The organism is Segetibacter sp. (assembly GCF_025963695.1).
Taxonomy (GTDB): Bacteria; Bacteroidota; Bacteroidia; order Chitinophagales; family Chitinophagaceae; genus Segetibacter.
This window is the reverse complement of record NZ_JAOQAH010000029.1, coordinates 1-16,641: the sequence shown is the minus strand read 5'-3', so window position 1 is coordinate 16,641 and position 16,641 is coordinate 1. Positions and strand designations below refer to the sequence as shown.

At 37.7% G+C, this 16,641-nt stretch carries 19 protein-coding genes; 17 read left to right on the top strand and 2 right to left on the bottom strand.

Translation table 11 applies throughout. The annotated features are described in order from the left end of the window. The first annotated feature begins 263 nt into the window (after positions 1 to 263). The 4 genes from JWR87_RS04130 to JWR87_RS04115 all read left to right on the top strand — a co-directional run bounded on the left by JWR87_RS04130 (position 264) and on the right by JWR87_RS04115 (position 2,749). A complete protein-coding gene (locus JWR87_RS04130) occupies positions 264 to 710 on the top strand; it encodes a response regulator (protein ID WP_297815936.1) in 447 nt (148 codons plus the stop codon). A gap of 143 nt (positions 711 to 853) precedes the next feature. Then, positions 854 to 1,831, top strand: coding sequence for a YihY/virulence factor BrkB family protein (locus tag JWR87_RS04125; protein ID WP_297815932.1), 978 nt, complete (start codon positions 854 to 856; stop codon positions 1,829 to 1,831). Between the two features lie 187 nt (positions 1,832 to 2,018). Then, positions 2,019 to 2,345 carry a multidrug efflux SMR transporter gene (locus JWR87_RS04120; protein WP_297815929.1) on the top strand — a complete coding sequence of 109 codons (327 nt, stop codon included), beginning with the start codon at positions 2,019 to 2,021 and terminating at the stop codon, positions 2,343 to 2,345. A 104-nt stretch (positions 2,346 to 2,449) separates the two neighbouring features. Next, complete coding sequence (locus JWR87_RS04115) at positions 2,450 to 2,749, top strand: hypothetical protein (protein ID WP_297815927.1); 300 nt, start codon at positions 2,450 to 2,452, stop codon at positions 2,747 to 2,749. A gap of 60 nt (positions 2,750 to 2,809) precedes the next feature. Here the strand turns inward: JWR87_RS04115 and JWR87_RS04110 are convergent, their stop codons facing one another. Continuing rightward, a complete protein-coding gene (locus JWR87_RS04110; protein WP_297815924.1) occupies positions 2,810 to 4,180 on the bottom strand; it encodes an AGE family epimerase/isomerase in 1,371 nt (456 codons plus the stop codon). Positions 4,181 to 4,344: 164 nt separating this feature from the next. Between JWR87_RS04110 and JWR87_RS04105 the strand changes: the two genes are divergently transcribed. From JWR87_RS04105 to JWR87_RS04055, 12 genes are all read left to right on the top strand, one after another. Further along, the gene (locus JWR87_RS04105; RefSeq protein WP_297815921.1) at positions 4,345 to 4,728 is read left to right on the top strand and encodes an SRPBCC domain-containing protein; all 384 of its coding nucleotides are present in this window, start codon (positions 4,345 to 4,347) and stop codon (positions 4,726 to 4,728) included. Between the two features lie 80 nt (positions 4,729 to 4,808). After that, a complete protein-coding gene (locus JWR87_RS04100) occupies positions 4,809 to 5,036 on the top strand; it encodes a DUF3820 family protein (RefSeq protein ID WP_297815918.1) in 228 nt (75 codons plus the stop codon). Between the two features lie 197 nt (positions 5,037 to 5,233). After that, the gene (locus tag JWR87_RS04095; RefSeq protein ID WP_297815915.1) at positions 5,234 to 5,833 is read left to right on the top strand and encodes a TetR/AcrR family transcriptional regulator; all 600 of its coding nucleotides are present in this window, start codon (positions 5,234 to 5,236) and stop codon (positions 5,831 to 5,833) included. A 191-nt stretch (positions 5,834 to 6,024) separates the two neighbouring features. Further along, positions 6,025 to 7,236, top strand: coding sequence for a pyridoxal phosphate-dependent aminotransferase family protein (locus tag JWR87_RS04090; protein WP_297815913.1), 1,212 nt, complete (start codon positions 6,025 to 6,027; stop codon positions 7,234 to 7,236). Then, on the top strand, positions 7,233 to 8,357 hold the full coding sequence (locus JWR87_RS04085; RefSeq protein ID WP_297815910.1) for a hypothetical protein: 1,125 nt from the start codon (positions 7,233 to 7,235) through the stop codon (positions 8,355 to 8,357). Before JWR87_RS04090 ends, JWR87_RS04085 begins: the two co-directional genes overlap by 4 nt. Next, positions 8,354 to 9,340 carry an NAD(P)-dependent oxidoreductase gene (locus tag JWR87_RS04080; protein WP_297815908.1) on the top strand — a complete coding sequence of 329 codons (987 nt, stop codon included), beginning with the start codon at positions 8,354 to 8,356 and terminating at the stop codon, positions 9,338 to 9,340. Before JWR87_RS04085 ends, JWR87_RS04080 begins: the two co-directional genes overlap by 4 nt. Positions 9,341 to 9,407: 67 nt before the next feature. Next, positions 9,408 to 9,863 (top strand): phosphatidylglycerophosphatase A, encoded by a 456-nt coding sequence (locus tag JWR87_RS04075; protein WP_297815905.1) that lies wholly within the window; start codon positions 9,408 to 9,410, stop codon positions 9,861 to 9,863. Between the two features lie 488 nt (positions 9,864 to 10,351). After that, the gene (locus tag JWR87_RS20235) at positions 10,352 to 10,729 is read left to right on the top strand and encodes a GtrA family protein (protein WP_366090111.1); all 378 of its coding nucleotides are present in this window, start codon (positions 10,352 to 10,354) and stop codon (positions 10,727 to 10,729) included. Between the two features lie 451 nt (positions 10,730 to 11,180). Further along, entirely contained in the window at positions 11,181 to 11,915 is a 735-nt protein-coding gene (locus JWR87_RS04070; protein WP_297815901.1) for a CDP-alcohol phosphatidyltransferase family protein, read from the top strand. Then, the gene (locus tag JWR87_RS04065; protein WP_297815898.1) at positions 11,896 to 12,438 is read left to right on the top strand and encodes a DUF4833 domain-containing protein; all 543 of its coding nucleotides are present in this window, start codon (positions 11,896 to 11,898) and stop codon (positions 12,436 to 12,438) included. Before JWR87_RS04070 ends, JWR87_RS04065 begins: the two co-directional genes overlap by 20 nt. A 20-nt stretch (positions 12,439 to 12,458) precedes the next feature. Continuing rightward, entirely contained in the window at positions 12,459 to 13,079 is a 621-nt protein-coding gene (locus tag JWR87_RS04060; protein ID WP_297815896.1) for a sterol desaturase family protein, read from the top strand. Beyond that, on the top strand, positions 13,079 to 14,029 hold the full coding sequence (locus JWR87_RS04055) for a phosphatase PAP2 family protein (RefSeq protein ID WP_297815895.1): 951 nt from the start codon (positions 13,079 to 13,081) through the stop codon (positions 14,027 to 14,029). The genes JWR87_RS04060 and JWR87_RS04055 overlap by 1 nt, the downstream gene beginning before the upstream one ends. A gap of 10 nt (positions 14,030 to 14,039) precedes the next feature. Here the strand turns inward: JWR87_RS04055 and JWR87_RS04050 are convergent, their stop codons facing one another. Next, positions 14,040 to 14,966, bottom strand: a complete 927-nt coding sequence (locus JWR87_RS04050; protein WP_297815894.1) for a Ca2+-dependent phosphoinositide-specific phospholipase C — start codon at positions 14,964 to 14,966, stop codon at positions 14,040 to 14,042. 530 nt (positions 14,967 to 15,496) lie between these two features. Between JWR87_RS04050 and msrB the strand changes: the two genes are divergently transcribed. Beyond that, on the top strand, positions 15,497 to 15,958 hold the full coding sequence (gene msrB, locus JWR87_RS04045; protein ID WP_297815891.1) for a peptide-methionine (R)-S-oxide reductase MsrB: 462 nt from the start codon (positions 15,497 to 15,499) through the stop codon (positions 15,956 to 15,958). Positions 15,959 to 16,641 lie beyond the last annotated feature (683 nt).

Here is a 16,641-nt window from a genome sequence, read left to right as displayed (position 1 = left end):
TCCATAAAGGAATTTTAGAAGGATGATTAAGCTGCTACTAATATTTTTTAAAAATAAGTGGCATTTGCTGTTATAATAACAGTTAGGGTTGAAGTGGGCGATGCCTTCTTGCTGCCGGAAGTACTAACCCCTGGGGGGTTAACAGGAAATTGATAAGGTCAAGTACGTAATGCAATGTCAAAGAATTCTTATTTGTTTTTTCTGTTATATAATAAACAACGGAATTGTTTTTATATTTTTGTTTGCCCCTAAACTTTAAAAAAATGACAACTCAAACGTCAGCTAAGAACATTGTTTTGTATGCGGATGATGATACAGATGATATTCAACTGGTACGAGAGGCCTTTTCTGAATATTCCAGAAATGTTGAGTTAGTAACAGTTGAAGATGGATTTGAAGCTTTATCGTTTTTAAAAAATCTTTCCTCAGACGATCCTGCCCCTTGCCTCATCATACTCGACATCAACATGCCAAGAATGGATGGCAAAGAAGCGCTGGTAGAAATCAGGCAGATGAAGCGTTTCGAGGAAATTCCTTCTATATTATTTACCACTTCTTCTCAAAAGCGCGATAAAGAATTTGCCGCAAAATATAATGCCGGCTTTCTTACAAAACCAATTGATTTTTCGGAGATGGATGTCATTGCCCGAAAGTTCATTGAGCATTGTTCAGATGAAATTAAAAAGGATATTGAAAAAGAGTTCTACTAGCGATAGCTTTACAAACCAACAGATTTCTTACATTACTTACAGGTTTTTTGCCACTATTCTTCCTCAAAGCAACTGCTATTTTAAATTAATTATTTTAATATTTGTATGGTAGCTTTTTTGCAGTAATGCTGCAAAGAACGATTATGAGGAAAAAAATCACTGCTAAAGGATTGTTTGAAGTATTAAAAAATGCATTTACCGGCTTTGGTGACGATAAGGTAACTAAACTAAGCGGTTCGTTAGCATACTATACCATTTTCTCAATGGGGCCGTTGCTGGTAGTCATCATCTCTTTATGCGGACTTTTTCTGGGGCGCGAAGCTGTTGAAGGAAAGATCTACAATACGCTCACCGGCTTTGTTGGCGCCGACACCGCCGGGCAGTTACAGGAAATCATCAAAAATGCTTCCCTTGCCGGTAAAAGTAAGATAGCTGCTATTATCGGGGCTATTACACTTCTTGTTGGAGCTACTACAGTGTTTGCAGAAATTCAGGATTCAATTAATGGTATTTGGGGGCTAAAGCCCAAACCAAAAAGAGGGTGGCTAAAAATGTTACAAAACCGTTTTCTTTCATTTTCTGTAATTGTTAGCCTTGGGTTTTTGTTACTGGTATCACTAGGGGTTACTGCTATCATCGACGGTTTTAGCGAAAGGTTAAGAGCGTATTTTCCTGATGTTACAGTAGTGGTATTTTATATTGTAAACGTGGCTATCACGCTTGCAGTCACTACCTTAATTTTTGGAGTCATATTCAAGGTTTTACCCGATGCTAAAATTAAATGGAAGGATGTTATCGCCGGCGCTATTGCCACTTCCTTGTTATTTATGCTGGGCAAGTTTGCCATATCCTTTTATATCAGCAAAAGCGACATAGGAACTACATATGGTACCGCTGGCTCTATGGTTATTTTATTGCTTTGGATTTACTATTCGTCGATCATCTTGTATTTTGGAGCCGAGTTTACAAAGGCTTATGCTATAAAGTATGGGTCCGAAATACATCCAAATCACTACGCTGTTACAACTAAATTAGTAGAAGTAGAAAACGGCGGCCAATCAATTCAAAAAACCGATGCTACCGAGGTAAAGACAACCCAGAAAGTGCCGGGTAAAAAGTAGTTTTTTTCTGAAATAAGTTTTTTAATATTTCTTAAGCCAACTTTTTTAACTCTTCTCAACATCGTTGTGTCACTCACTTGTACGCCAAATCTTTGTTTATCTTTTTGAGGAATAAACACTTCAGCAACTTATTTTAATTTTACGTCAAAAATCATTCGTATAATACAAATTCAAACAAATTGTTTTAATGCATTGGATATTATTAATTCTCGGGGGGCTTTTTGAAACCGCATTTGCAAGCTGCCTCGGCAAGGCTAAAGAGACTACCGGAACTACAGCAACCCTATGGATGGCCGGTTTTTTTGTAAGCCTTTCTATTAGTATGTTCTTATTATACAAAGCGACTCAAACGCTTCCCATCGGAACTGCCTATGCTGTTTGGACAGGAATTGGTGCAGTAGGAACTGTGATTGTCGGCATTATCTTTTTTAAAGAACCTGCAGACTTCTGGCGCTTATTCTTTATTACAACTTTAGTAGCTTCTATTGTCGGGTTAAGATACGTGTCCGAATAAACATCAAACTTTCTAAAATTATTTTCCCTGAGGTGAAAAACAAAAATCAGAGATTTTAAATTCAGCTACACTCATAATGTTTGATATTTGTTCAAACAGCCTTGATGAAAAAGATTATCGTTTTACTATTAATAATTTTTACACTTTTTGCTGCCTATTCATCAAAGCCTGACGATCGCACTTGTATTATTGAAGCGGTAAAATCTGTATGGGGCCCATTAACTCCTACAACTGATAGACCCATTTATTACGAGCAGTTTATGGATTTGACAAGTAAGTTGGTAGAAATAGATGACTGGATATTTTTAAAGCGTATTAAATACAAGTTTAAAAACGATACCAAAACGGTTGCATTTGGCGCCTTCAAAAAGGTATTTACAGTAAATCGGATTGCAAAAAAATAGGTAGTAGGACTACCAGGGTTCTACGTCGTGCGTCTCCTACCACATTTCATACAAAAGCTTCTAATTAAATTTTTCCCCGTTTCCCTTTAAACGTTCAATGCAATGAGACAAAGACCTGTAATGGTGATAGGTCGCTTTCCATATATGCCCTTTTAATGCGGTTTGCTTTGCCGGTTGTTTGTCCAGCCCGCCCTCGTACCAGTCGCCATACTTATGGTCTATCAGGTAGGTTTGCGTGTATTGCCATAGCTGTTTAAACTTATCGAAATAATGCATTTCATCGTTTGGAAAATGATCGGCCATTAGAAGTAAAGTATTTAATCCTTCCGCTTGTGCCCACCAATTTTTTGTGTCTAATATTATTTTAATATTCTGCTGCCCTTTAAAATAATAGCCTTCATCGTAAAATCCTCCTACCGTACTGTCCCACCCATTTCGTAATGCGTGATCTACCATTCGTTTAGCAACTCTCATAGTTGCCTTATCATTCTTTAACCCTAACGCATGCGATGCTTCAAGCATCAAAAAGGCAGTTTCTACATCATGTCCAAATGATACATGATCCAGGTTTCTGTGTTTTAATATTGAAGCCTCAGTAGAGTCGCTGAAAGAAACAGGGGTCCAGTCGGGCTTAAAGAAAAGTACAAGGTTGCCTTTTTTTGTAGTAATTACATCTCTTATCAAAAAAAGCATTTCCTGCAAACGCTGCTTTACGAGCTCATCGGGCCAAACACTGTATAATTCTGTGAACGCTTCGAGCAGATGAATTGAAGTATTTTGATCTTTATATCCGAGGTCAGCAGTGGAGGCCACTGTATTATCTCTCACTACCGGTGTTCCGTCTCTTTGCAAATGTTGGTAATAACCTTTATAGATTGGATCGTGGCTATGTTGTTCCATCCACAAAAATGCTTTTTTTACAAGATTAAGAGCGCTGGTATCTCGCGAGACTTTATAATAGGCTGAAAGTGCATAAATGCCAAATGCATTGCCATAAGCTTCTTTTGGTTTGCGTTGGTCACTTTTATCATTTCCCTGGCGGTCAACCAGGTTGTAGAAACCGCCATACGTTTTGTCCCACATCTTATCTCTTAGAAATTTAAACCCATGTGCAGCTGCCGGTTTATAATAAGGGACCGAAGGGTAGGCTTCGGCCGCTTTTGCATTTGTCCAAACATGACGGCCCTGGCTTACAATCATTTTGTCCTGCGTGCCGGTTGGTTTAAAATCATAAGTAAATGTGGAAAGGAAACCTCCATGTAAGCTATCCACAGATTGAGGGTACCATTTGTTTAAAAGTTCTGTTCTTATCGAATTATCCATTTCGCGTGCTATTTTCGCACGCTCTGCGGAGATACCTTCAGGTTTTTTTTGCTGTGCAGATAAAGCTGATGTAAACAGCAATAAGATTGCAGAAATGAGTTTAGTCATACTTTCAGTAGGCATTAGTTGTTTAAAAATACGGGAATAAAAGTTAGGCTGAAAAAGTTGCAATACCATAAAACGTACAAGCGTGCGACGCAACAAAAGTGAAATAGTAGTAATATTGCGGGGCTTAAAAATTAGACCGAAGGTTCGCATCTTTTAAATATAAAATGAAAGACTTTAAGAAATATTACCTCATTCCCGCTCAGCCTTCAGAAGTTTACCTTGCACTCACCAATCCTGCAACTATACAACTATGGAGCGGGCAGAAAGCAGAAATGTCAACCGAGCCTGGCTCGGAGTTTTCGTTATGGAACGAAAGTATTGCAGGAAGAAATTTGGAATTTGAAGATGGAAAAAAAATTGTGCAGGAATGGTACTTTGGAGACCAGGAGGAAGAGTCAATTGTAACCATAAAACTTCATCCACATAAAAGTGGAACGTCGGTAGAGTTACGACATATAAATATTCCCGACACAGCATTTGAAGATATTATTGAAGGTTGGGATGAAGTGTACTTCGGCTCCCTGATGGAATTTTATGAAGAAGAATAGCACTTTATAGTTCCCTCATAAACCAGAAGGTGACACCAGGTATTGTTTTACTCCTCCAAACACATCTCGCTCTATAAAAAATGGAAGAATCTCAACCTAACGGAGAAGTACTTTTGCAACTTGTAACAGTAAAAATGCCTTTTGGTAAATACAAGGACGTACTTATGCATAGGCTACCGGTTTCATACCTTGAATGGTTTCAGCGAAAAGGATTTCCGAAAGGAAAGTTAGGAGTGCTGCTGGCAACAATGTATGAAATAAAAATAAACGGTTTGGATTATTTATTAGAGCCGTTGAAGAATAAGTAAGAGAACTTTTTTTTCAATCAGGTGCTTGTTGTATAGTCTTAGTACCATAAGTTCTATCGTTTACCAGCATGCAATAATGCTATGTTATTTTATTGCCGGTACTGCCGATTGTTTCTTATTGTGACGCCCTTTCCAAAATTATTTTTTAATTAAGTTTTTCATTCTACTTTTGGACCGTTTTTATCAAATAGTCGAAAATGCTGGAACAAGTTGCAAAAGATGAGTTTATGGTCAGGGAAATACTTTCTACTGCCAAAACTTTATTTGCTCAGCATGGATTGAAGAAGACAACCATGGAGGATATAGCTAACTCCTTAGGCAAGGGGAAAAGTAGCTTGTATTATTATTTCCAGGGGAAAACTGAAATTTTTGAGGCAGTAGTGGAGGAAGAATTGAAAAATCTTTTACGTCTTACAAAGCAGGCCATTAATGTGGCTATGACAGGAAAGGATAAACTAAAAGCATATTCAAGAACGCGGTCAAGAGTAATGGAGAAGTTTCATAATTTGAGTTCGGTAGTATACGAAGATATCTTTAACCACATCGGCGTGGTTTTGAAACTGAAACAAAAACACGATGAAACGCAAATAGATTTAATAAGAGAAATTCTAAAAGACGGGGTACAGACGGGGGAATTTAAAAAATTGGAAGAAAGAGATATTGAGTTGTTTTCATTTACACTTGTAGCAGCTTTTAGAGGTATTGAATTACCATTGACTGCATCGAGCTTTGTACGAAATTGTGAGAACGGACCGGACCTGCTTGTAGATATAATGGTTGACGGAATTAAAGGATGAAAGTGTGGATAGAGTGAAAATAACTTAAAGTCTTAAAAGCAGGAATAAACAGTTATAATCATTAGTTTTAAGTTTTATACCACTTGTTATATGAAAGACAACACCCTCTTTCATTCTTTAATAAAATGGCAAACGATGTTTAATATTATACTTTAATAGAAAAATGTGCAAGGCTTCTTAAATATTGGATAATGCAGAAAAAACTACATAAGAAGATAGAGCAGTTTAAAGATGCTGCTTTGATTAAACAACAAGGTATTTACCCTTATTTTAGAGTGATACAGTGTGGACAGGATACCGAAGTTGTGCTGAACGGCAAAAGAGTACTGATGTTTGGTTCAAACTCGTACCTGGGCTTGACCAACCATCCTAAGATAGAAGAAGCCGCCAAAAAAGCGATAGATAAATATGGAACCGGATGTGCCGGTTCGCGTTTTTTAAATGGTACACTTGATATACACATCGAGCTAGAGCAGAAGCTTGCAAAATATGTAAATAAAGAATCTGCACTACTATTTAGTACGGGCTTCCAGGTAAACCTTGGTGTTTTGTCTTGTGTTACCGGAAGAACCGATTATCTTATTCTTGATGAATATGATCATGCTTCAATAATTGATGGTTGCAGGCTTTCTTTTTCAAGAACCATTAAATATCGCCACAACGATATGGGAGACCTTGAGCAAAAACTAGCTGCTTTGCCAGCAGAAGCCATAAAGCTAATTGTGGTTGATGGTATATTTAGTATGGAAGGTGATTTTGTAAAGCTGCCTGAAATAGTAGACATCGCAGAAAAGTATGGCGCAAACATAATGGTAGATGACGCACATAGTCTTGGTGTTATCGGTGAAAATGGATCGGGAACTGCATCGCATTTTGGAGTTACAGATAAAGTAGATCTTATAGGTGGCACCTTTAGCAAGTCCCTTGCATCATTGGGAGGTTTCGTTGCTGGCGATGAAGTTATCATAGACTATTTAAAACATAAAGCCCGTTCTTTAATTTTTAGCGCCAGTATGACACCGGCTTCAGTAGCAAGCGTGTTAGCCGCGTTGGAAATAATACAGGCAGAGCCGGAACGGATAGAGCAACTTTGGGCTAATACACACTATGCAAAGCAGTTGTTATTAGAGGAAGGCTTTGAACTTGGTCCAACTGAAAGCCCTATTATTCCTGTTTATGTAAGAGATAATTATAAAACTTTTATGCTTACTAAGATGCTGCAGGAAGACGGAATATTTGTAAATCCTGTTGTTTCTCCTGCGGTTCCATCCGATGCTTCTCTTATCCGCTTTTCTTTAATGGCAACGCATTCATTTTCTCAAATTGAAGAGGCGGTAGAAAAACTAACTAAAGTTGCTGCTCGTCTGGAGATACCAAGGATGAAGCAAAAGTTCGAATTATGATAAGAATTGACCCGGTAACGTCAAAAAAACAGCTTGCTGCTTTTATTGATTTTCCTCACGATCTCTATGCAAATGATCCAAATTATGTTCCTGAACTTTTTATTGCACAGAGAGACATATTAACGCCGGGTAAGCATCCTTTTCATGAACATTCTTCTCTCCAATGCTTCATAGCCTTAGATGAAGATAAAAAGGTGAAGGGAAGAATAGCTGCAATTCTTAACAACAACCATAATACATTCAACAAAGCCAACGACGGTTTCTTTGGATTTTTCGACTGCGTCGATAATATCACCATTGCGAAGGCTTTATTTGAAGAAGCCGAAAAGTGGTTGCGGGCGAAAGGGGTTTCTACAATGATCGGTCCCGTTAATCCATCCACGAACGAAACAGTAGGTGTTTTAATTGACGGTTTTGATAAGCCCGCCGTGGCAATGATGACTTATAACCAGCCTTATTACATAAAGCTATACGAACAAAACGGTTTGCATAAGCAAGTTGATTTGTTTGCTTATGAGCTAAGAACAGATACGGTAAGCGACAGGGCTGTAAGGCTTCAGGAGGCATTAATGAAAAGGCTGGAGCAAAAAGGCATTACCATACGTAAGATCAATGTAAAAGATTTTAAGAACGAAGTAGCCAAAGTAAGAGAGATATATAATTCGGCGTGGGATAGCAACCTAGGATTTGTACCCGCCACCGAAAATGAATTTAATTACCTCGCAAAAGATCTAAAAATGATTTTAGATCCAGACTTTTGCCTGGTAGCAGAACACCAAAATAAAATGATCGGGTTTGCCCTTGCTGTACCCGACGTTAATCAAATTCAAAAAAAGATTAAAAAAGGAAGACTTTTTCCTACAGGTATTTTTAAGCTGCTTTTAGGATTAAAGAAAATTGATTTTGTACGAATAATAACGCTGGGTGTAGTGGAGGATTACCGTTTAATGGGTATCGAAGCTTGCTTTTATGCTCAAATCATAAAAAAGGCGGGTGAGAAAAAAATAAAAGGAGGCGAGGCTTCGTGGATACTTGAAACAAATGAAATGATGAATAAGGCGATGCAGAATATTAATGGTAAAGTGTATAAGAAGTACCGTATTTATGAAAAAGCACTATGAAGCAAAAGGTCCTGATAACTGGTGCAAGTGGTTTTGTAGGGTTTCATTTAATTGAAGCAGCTCTTGCAAAAGGTTTGGATGTATATGCCGCAGTTAGAAAAACAAGTGATATTAAGCACTTATCCTCGCACAAAATCAACTATATCCATCTCAACTTCAACTCCGTAGAAAGTCTTCAAAAAGAGCTGAAAGAAAAAGAGTACGACTTCATCATCCATGCGGCCGGAACTACTAAAGCTAAAAACCAGGAAGAATACAATACAGTCAATGCTACATATACGCTTAATCTTGCCAATGCAGCTGCAAATGCTGGCCATCTAAAGAAGATTGTTTTTATCAGTAGCCTTGCAGCGCTCGGCCCTTCAGACCAGACACAGGAGCTTATTACCGAACATAAAAATCCCCACCCTGTTACAGCTTATGGACAAAGCAAATTACTTGCTGAAGAACAGCTAAAGAAGCTCGCACTTCCATTAATAATATTAAGACCAACAGCCGTGTATGGATCACGAGATAAAGACATCTTTATCATCCTAAGAACATTTAGCAAAGGCTTCGAACCATATATTGGACACATACCACAGCAGTTAAGCTTTGTATATGTAAAAGATCTTGCTGCCCTATCGGTTAATGCGTTGTTTACTTCGGATGCCGCCAATGGTGCCTATAATATTACAGATGGAAATTGTTATAATCGTTACGAAATGGCAAACATTACAAAAAGTGTATTGAATAAAAAGACAATCAAGGTTCATTTGCCTTTGCCGGTCGTTAAAGGATTTGCACTGGTATTAGAAAAGACTTACGGAATGTTAGGTAAAACCCCTGCTATAAACCTCGAAAAGTTAAACGAGTTAACGGCAATAAACTGGTGCTGCGATATAGAAAAAGCAAAAACCAATTTACATTACAATCCTTCTTACAACCTGCAACAGGGGCTTAAAGAAACGCTTGGGTGGTACAAGCAAAACCAGTGGTTATAATTGTTAGAAAAACTATTGATATTTCAGAGATCGCCTGATAACGCGATGCACACCTTTTTCATACTTTATGATTAAACTACATAAACTAATTGCGACTTTTTTTGGAATTGGGTATGTAGGAAAGGGCGGAGGAACAGTAGCTTCAGTCGTACTTTGTCTAATATGGCTTATAATACCTGAAAAAGCTTTTACAATTACTTTTCAGATTTTTTTAGCAACAGTGGTCTGCGTTGCAGGCGTATGGTCAGGAAACGTAGTTGACAAGGTTTGGGGTAAAGACAGTAGCAAAGTGGTGATTGACGAAGTAGCCGGAATGATAGTTACTTTAATTTTTTTGCCGGTAACACTTCAATATGTGTTGACCGGGCTTGTGCTTTTCAGATTCTTTGATATTGCTAAACCGCTATTTATTAAAAAAATGGAAGCGTTGCCGAAAGGGTGGGGGGTAATGGCAGATGATGTATTGGCGGGCTTATATGCACATGCCTTGCTGATGGTAATAGTTGAGTGTAAGTTGTTTTAATAGTTTTCGTCAGGGTTTTTTTTTTGAACCGGGCGGCATTGCTACTTCTGGCTTTTGTTGCGTCGCACTCTTGTACGTTTTATTTATTTCTGTGCAATTAATGCTTAAACCGTTATGTTTCCTATAACCTGTTTAAAACAATTAAACCTTTTAGAACGTTATTCTACCGTTTAGAACGATACCCCGTTGTATGAAAGCTACTGCTGTTAGTTTTGTTTTAAAAAGTAGATGTATTGTTTGAGATCCTAATTCTTTTTTTTGCATTTTACATCCACAAAGAGTCAAAATTAGCTGGTTAAAAGGCTCTTTACGGTGGTATACAATTTCTGCAGTCATCAAAAGCTGTATAAATTAAATGAAAGGTCGATAGTAGTACGACATACAAACGGAGCGTCGCAACTATGAGGCCTTGAAAAACAAAGGCCGGTTAAACCAACACTAATTTTCTTAAAAGCTTTTGTCAGAAGGCGCAACGTTGTTATAAAAAAATGCTCACGTTTCTTAAGGCGAATATTTCCTCTTCGATTGCTTCATTTTTTGATTACCTAATCACTATTTTTTTAGTAAATTTTTTTCGCGTTGATGTTGTTATTGCAAGTACAACCGGAACTGTCTGCGGCGGCGTTCTTAATTTTTTCATAGGTAGAACCTGGGTTTTTGAATCAAGAAAAAGAAAGGTGCATCAACAAGCTTTTCGATACGGTCTTGTTTGGACCGGTAACTTGATTTTAAATACAGGCGGTATGTACATTATGACCAAGTTGCTAAAAGTTCATTATGTATTTGCAAAACTTTTTGTATCGCTGATCGTAGGTTTTTGTTACAACTACGTGCTACAAAAAAAATATGTTTTTAAAAATAATTGATTGAATAAGGAAAAAGATTTTTGGTAAAATTACTTTAGTGCTGTTTTTGCCCGCTGCCGTTGCTACTGCTCGCTTTTTTACAATTTGCAAGCAACCATTATGCAGCTGTTAGCATTGACTAGCATTTTAAGGGGTTCTTCTTAAATAAAATACCTTTGTTGCAAAATTAAAGTGGTGGAAAGTGGGGCTTGCTAAAGTTTTATACGGAGGGGTGCTTGATAAAAACAATCCCGATCTTAATGTATCGACGATTAAATTTTTTATCGGCAAAGGTGGTGCGCTCGCCCCTATACACTTTAAACAAATCCCCTTAGATCAGAGGAGCAAAGGGATGGCAAAATAGCTTTAAGCTTTTGAGGTTTGATTTCGTCAAAAGGCTTACTTATTCAAAGTATCATTACGTAACAGAGTCGGGGAATTAGAACAAGGGTAAAATTTGATTTTTAGAAATATGGCAAAACAAGAGTTAAGGGATAAACTTCAAAAGACGATTTATAAAATAATTGATCCCCTGGTAAGGAGGTTAATAAAACTAGGCCTTACGCCAAATGCTGTTACTACTATTGGATTAGTGTTGAACATAGGTGTAGCAGTTATTTTTATATCAGGCGCCGAGGAAGGCGGCCGCGCAGATTTTAGATATGTTGGATGGGCCGGCGCCCTGGTTCTTTTTGCGGGTTTGTTTGACATGCTCGACGGCCAGGTGGCACGGCTGGGAAACATGAGCTCGACCTTTGGCGCATTATTCGACTCAGTCTTAGATAGATATAGTGAACTAATCATGTTTCTTGGTATCTGTTATTATCTTGTTGCCCATCATTATTTCATCAGTTCTTTATTTGCATTTATAGCCCTCATCGGGTCGATGATGGTGAGTTATACGCGTGCGAGAAGTGAGGGGTTGGGTATTCAAAACAAGGGTGGGCTGATGCAGAGACCAGAACGGGTTGTTTTAATTGGTGTTTCGGCTATTGCCTGCGGCCTAACTGCCCATGCCATTGGCGGCAATTTTAAACTTTTTGTGCCAGGCCTTCCTTTTCATGTTTTTGAAACAATGACCGTTTTTACATTGCCCATAACTATTATGGCTGTTCTTACAAATATTACTGCATTCAGAAGATTATATGCTGCCAAAAAAGCGTTGGATTTAAAAGATAAAAATAAAAATGAACAGGGTAATGTATAAAAAGGCGATTTCTCTTTTACTACTTCTTGTATGCTCTACTACACTTATCGTTGGTGCACAAGAAAGATTTCCTGTGCCTGCCGCTGGCCCCAATCAACTCTTTTATTTACAGAGAACCGCTAATACGAACACTATAATTTGCGAGTTGAATTACAATAACAATGTTCTTAATACCGAGGAGCCGGTGCAAGTATATTGGATAAGATATACCGAGAAAGGTCAAAAAGAGGAGCTGAATTTCGTACAAAAGAAATTTGCATACGGCATAAAAAGCACACTGATCTCGCAAGATAAGTACGAGCTAAATTTTGTTTCTTATAAAAAATTCCCTATGTTACTGATGAAGGGACCTAACAATAGATACAATGTCTATGGTACAATTAATCAAAAACAAGCTATCATCAATCGTATCTTTGTTAAAATAAATGGCGGTTCATTTTGGGCACCTAATGTAGAATACGTTGAGATAAAAGGTGTAGATCCATCAAATGGTAAAGAGGTGACAGAAAGAAGAAAAATATAAGTATTATCAATTGGTTTTATATGAAGAAGAATTATGTGTCTAATTCAAGAGAGTCTGTGAGGATGTTTAAAAATGATTTTTTGGAGGGCCTTTCTAAAATTCATTTTTCGGTGCCCTTATTTATTTTTGGGCCTGCGGTTGTTTTTTTTATTTACCGAGCAATTCTAAATGATATAACGCCTGCAGCTTTTATCGGATATTTCATTTTAGGAATTTTTGTCTGGACAGCTACCGAATACGTCTTACACCGCTACCTGTTCCACTATCTTCCAAAATCAGGGTGGGGCTTAAGACTTCATTTTATTTTTCACGGGGTACACCATGATTATCCAAGGGATTCCAAAAGGTTGGTAATGGTTCCTTCGGTAAGTATTCCTTTAGCTGCACTCTTTTATTTTCTGTTTTCTTTGTTGCTGGCTAAAGTAAACCTGTATGCATTTTTTCCTGGTTTTATTTTAGGATACCTGGTATATGATATGACGCATTATGCCATTCATCATGCTAATTTTAAAAGTTCCTTTTGGAAGAAAATAAAGCAACATCATATGCTTCATCATTACGACGACCCAACAAAAGGTTACGGGGTGAGTTCTGTATTATGGGATAAAATATTAGACTCCGATTTTCCAAAGAAGAAATAATGTACCAACCGGCTAAGGCGGCAACATATTCAGGGTTATTTGCCAAAAAAGATATTCTCCTAACTTCAACAATATCTTTATCGTATCTGCTGTTATCAAAAGTTTTGATAGGTTATAAGCCAGAGCAGTTAGTGCTGGTTTTAATCTTTAATGTACTGTACTATCTCTCATTTTCAACCCGGAAGTTTATTACCGGGTTTTCTGTTTTTATTATTTTTTGGATAGTTTTCGACTACATGAAGGCATTTCCAAATTATAACTACAATACTGTTCATATTGAAAGTCTGTATAACGCCGAAAAAAACCTGTTTGGAATTGATGTAAAAGGGCAGTTGCTTACGCCCAACGAATACTGGCAACAAAACACCTACACTTCGCTTGATATACTAAGTGGTATTTTCTATTTGTGTTGGGTACCCGTTCCTCTCTTTTTTGCCGGATATCTTTTTTTTACAAAACGACGCGAGCAGTTTATGTACTTCGCATTAACTTTTCTGTTGGTAAACCTGGTTGGTTTTGCGGGCTATTATTTATACCCTGCTGCACCGCCGTGGTATGTTCAGCATTACGGGTTTAAGTTTAATCCTCATACTCCAGGTAATACTGCCGGCTTGTACCGTTTTGATGAATTCTTTCATGCAGGTATTTTTAATGCATTATATGCTAAAAGCTCTAATGTATTTGCTGCAATGCCGTCGTTACACTCTGCATACAATATAATCGTTTTATATTATGGAATTAAAAACAGGCTGGGTGTTATAAATATTTTCTTTGCTGTCGTTGTAGTAGGTATATGGTTTGCTGCCGTTTATAGCAATCACCATTATATTCTTGATGTGCTTGCAGGTATTGCCTGTGCAATCGTTGGCATCTTTGCTTTTGAAAAATTGATAGCACCGAACCAAACGTTTCAGTCTATTATTGTAAAAAGGTTTGTTAGAGACAGGTAAGCACCACTAATCACTTTCCTGCTCCCTCAGTTACCGCCGTTTGGCAGCCACGCAATTTATAGTTGTGAAGCGCAATAAAATTTACCTTCCGGTCCGCCAGGGCATTAATGCTGGCTAATGTTTCAGGAGAATTGTAAACCCTATTAATATAGTTACTCGAACTTATGGCAGAAGACAACCCTGAGTGCTTATAACCGAGGTTATAGAAAATGACATTTGAGATATTTTCATCAGATAAGCCTCTTGGTTTAATTATTTCACTTTTCTTCTTTATCCGGGGGGCAACAAAGCACAACGAATTATTCTGTTGTCTGTCCAGGTACTTATTAAGCACTCTATTTTTTCTGGTAAGTATGGTTGCGTCCGTTATTACAAAAACTATTTTTCCCTTTAGCTCGTCCGTCGACGGCCAGTTGCAACCCTGCACCGAATTTCGCAGGTTGTCATTTTCTTGTAACACCTCCTTTGGAGAGTGAATCTTGTCTGATGGAAAAATAGAGGCGATGAGGTTGTCTAAATCCTGTGGGCGCCTTTGAGACTTTTCGCTTCCCCAATCTTCCTTTTTATCAATATAAATAGTAAGCACTTCATGCTCCGGATTCTTTCTTGTCCATTGTTCAATTTCCAGCAGGCATTTACTAAGAGAACCTCCTGCACAATTTTTATTGCCTTTTTGAAAAAGACTATGCTTTACAAACCAATCGTTGCCCGAGCACTTTTTTTTACCAACGAAGTATTGAGAGTCCCAAATATCCAGTTCCAGCGTAGATGTATAAGCAAGGGCTTCTTCAAGGCTGGAGGAATATTTTTTTTGATAACAGTTGTGGCACGCAACCGAGTATTTATTGTTGTACAGCAGGGTGTCGCCTGCTTTTACCTTTTTTGGTACACAGCATATAAAAGCAAGCAATAGAAAGACTACCAGGAATATATTCACTACATATGGTTTGAAGAAGAGAACTAAATCTAAGGTTAAAACGAAAAACCTAATTTAATATTTTCCGTAAATGCCACCTGAAAAAATTAAAGTTATTCACATTGCACTTTTCTATTCTTAATGAACTAAACAGTAGGTATTCATTCATCCTGGGTTGTGTCACACCCTTGTACTACATATTTTTGTGTCGGCTTTTTTAAAAAGAATAAAGTGTAAAGAACGACGATTACGAATTTTTGAGCAAGGGTAACAGATAGATCATTTGCTGTAGAATTTGCCCTTGAAGCCTGGGCCAATTTTGCTTAGATTTAGGAAGGGGGGCAAGTGAAATGTGAAAAAAGTTGAATTAGAAAGATGAAGTACAAGGGAGTGACACAACGAAAGTTTGATTAAGATTGACGGCTCGTTAATAAAAGTCTCAAGCAATCAAACTATAAGTACCGCTTTAACCGCGGCTTAAATGAAGCTCGCCTTTAAAAAAAACCTTTCTGTATTGGTTAGGCTTGTATAAACATTAAAACAAACTACACATGAAAGCTCTTTTTCAATTATTGAGTCTTGTGCTATTTATAGCATCCTGTTCTCAAGCGCAGCATAAGAAATTTGCTGTAACTAAAACTGATGAAGAATGGAAAAAGCAATTGACAGATGAACAATACCGGGTGGCACGAAAGGAAGGCACAGAGTCGCCTTTTAATAATGCCTACCATGGTAACCATGAAAAAGGGTTGTACAATTGCATCGGCTGTGGACAAGCGCTATTTAGCAGCAACACTAAGTTTGAGAGCGGAACAGGTTGGCCAAGCTTTTACCAGCCATTACATAAAAAAGCTGTTGAAGAGAACAGAGATATGACGTTTGGTATGGTTCGAAGAGAAGTGCATTGCAGTAATTGTGGAAGTCACTTAGGCCACGTTTTTGAAGACGGACCGAAGCCAACAGGACTTAGGTATTGTATGAATTCGGCTTCGCTTCAATTTGTTAAGAAGTAACCTTTTCCTGGCTTCCGGCTAATCTTAAAAATCAAATAAATACCGGTTCTTTTGTATCAAATTTAAAACACAGTGTTCGTTGTCGAACAGTCCTATGTTTATTAATTTGTTTTAACATCTTCCTTTACAGCTATTTGTGCTTTGCATCCTCCTTCAATTAGTGCCGGTATAAAAAATAGTGTATGTACCCGGCATTTCCCGAAAACCTTTCTCAGATACTTCTTAAAAGACTTTTCATATTTTATAGCCGCGTTCGTTATAGTGATGATTATCATTTATTTTAATCAATCACAACTTTTTATACCCAGCCCTTCTGTTGATTCTGCGAATCACCTTTTTCGAACTGAATAAAGCGAATGTTTTTTTTAAATTCTTATGGCCGGCCCCGGGGGTTGGAAAAAAACTTGGGGATGGTTCATTTAGATACCGGCTGGGCAAGATATACAAGTACGATGCTTCTTAAAGTTAAACCAGGTACAGACCCAACATTTGAAAGCAAATTGTTTAAATCGCTTTCAAACACCCTAGGAACAAGCATGTTTTTCCTCGGGGGGGGGTATTAGAAGAATTTGCCGAAATTTTTTTAGTAAGTGGTGGCTGAGGGGTGGAAGGACGGATTTTGCCATTGAGTTTGATTCCTGATTTCTCCTTTTTTGCTATTTTAAAGAAACCCGTTTAAACCC

Coding starts and splice junctions, on each gene's coding strand:
- JWR87_RS04130 (WP_297815936.1), top strand. CDS start 264: ATGACAACTCAAACGTCAGCTAAGAACATTGTTTTGTATGCGGATGAT.
- JWR87_RS04125 (WP_297815932.1), top strand. CDS start 854: ATGAGGAAAAAAATCACTGCTAAAGGATTGTTTGAAGTATTAAAAAAT.
- JWR87_RS04120 (WP_297815929.1), top strand. CDS start 2,019: ATGCATTGGATATTATTAATTCTCGGGGGGCTTTTTGAAACCGCATTT.
- JWR87_RS04115 (WP_297815927.1), top strand. CDS start 2,450: ATGAAAAAGATTATCGTTTTACTATTAATAATTTTTACACTTTTTGCT.
- JWR87_RS04110 (WP_297815924.1), bottom strand. CDS start 4,180: ATGACTAAACTCATTTCTGCAATCTTATTGCTGTTTACATCAGCTTTA.
- JWR87_RS04105 (WP_297815921.1), top strand. CDS start 4,345: ATGAAAGACTTTAAGAAATATTACCTCATTCCCGCTCAGCCTTCAGAA.
- JWR87_RS04100 (WP_297815918.1), top strand. CDS start 4,809: ATGGAAGAATCTCAACCTAACGGAGAAGTACTTTTGCAACTTGTAACA.
- JWR87_RS04095 (WP_297815915.1), top strand. CDS start 5,234: ATGCTGGAACAAGTTGCAAAAGATGAGTTTATGGTCAGGGAAATACTT.
- JWR87_RS04090 (WP_297815913.1), top strand. CDS start 6,025: ATGCAGAAAAAACTACATAAGAAGATAGAGCAGTTTAAAGATGCTGCT.
- JWR87_RS04085 (WP_297815910.1), top strand. CDS start 7,233: ATGATAAGAATTGACCCGGTAACGTCAAAAAAACAGCTTGCTGCTTTT.
- JWR87_RS04080 (WP_297815908.1), top strand. CDS start 8,354: ATGAAGCAAAAGGTCCTGATAACTGGTGCAAGTGGTTTTGTAGGGTTT.
- JWR87_RS04075 (WP_297815905.1), top strand. CDS start 9,408: ATGATTAAACTACATAAACTAATTGCGACTTTTTTTGGAATTGGGTAT.
- JWR87_RS20235 (WP_366090111.1), top strand. CDS start 10,352: ATGCTCACGTTTCTTAAGGCGAATATTTCCTCTTCGATTGCTTCATTT.
- JWR87_RS04070 (WP_297815901.1), top strand. CDS start 11,181: ATGGCAAAACAAGAGTTAAGGGATAAACTTCAAAAGACGATTTATAAA.
- JWR87_RS04065 (WP_297815898.1), top strand. CDS start 11,896: ATGAACAGGGTAATGTATAAAAAGGCGATTTCTCTTTTACTACTTCTT.
- JWR87_RS04060 (WP_297815896.1), top strand. CDS start 12,459: ATGAAGAAGAATTATGTGTCTAATTCAAGAGAGTCTGTGAGGATGTTT.
- JWR87_RS04055 (WP_297815895.1), top strand. CDS start 13,079: ATGTACCAACCGGCTAAGGCGGCAACATATTCAGGGTTATTTGCCAAA.
- msrB (WP_297815891.1), top strand. CDS start 15,497: ATGAAAGCTCTTTTTCAATTATTGAGTCTTGTGCTATTTATAGCATCC.